Origin of the sequence: Bradyrhizobium sp. Leo170 (genome assembly GCF_004296405.1) — a bacterium.
In the GTDB taxonomy this organism is placed as follows: Bacteria; Pseudomonadota; Alphaproteobacteria; order Rhizobiales; family Xanthobacteraceae; genus Bradyrhizobium.
The window spans coordinates 1-262 of record NZ_PSRR01000952.1 but is presented as its reverse complement, the minus strand read 5'-3'; the positions used below and the strand labels follow the sequence as shown (position 1 = coordinate 262).

Below are 262 nucleotides of genomic sequence, written 5' to 3'. Positions count from 1 at the left end.
CCACTACGAGCGGTCCCGGGTTACGCTGACGCTCCACCCGGGCTACGAGGTCTCCGCTTCACCTCGCATGCGGCGAGTTACTTCTTTTTCTTGCCGCGTTCCTTGCGGGCGGCGTAGCGCGCGTCGCGCTTGGCCTTCTGTTCGGCCTCGATCGCGGCCTGCCGCGTGGCTTCCTCTTCCTTCTCGCGAGCGATTCGCGCCACTTCCGCGGCGGCAGCCTCTTGCTGGAGTCGCTGCTGCTCGGCCTTGGCCGCCTCGCGCG

Annotated in this window: 1 protein-coding gene; it reads right to left on the bottom strand. The window is 68.3% G+C overall.

Annotated elements, in window-relative coordinates:
- Window positions 1-77 precede the first annotated feature (77 nt).
- On the bottom strand, window positions 78-262 hold a 185-nt coding region (locus CWO89_RS45480; RefSeq protein ID WP_245476895.1), incomplete at its 5' end, for a DUF6481 family protein.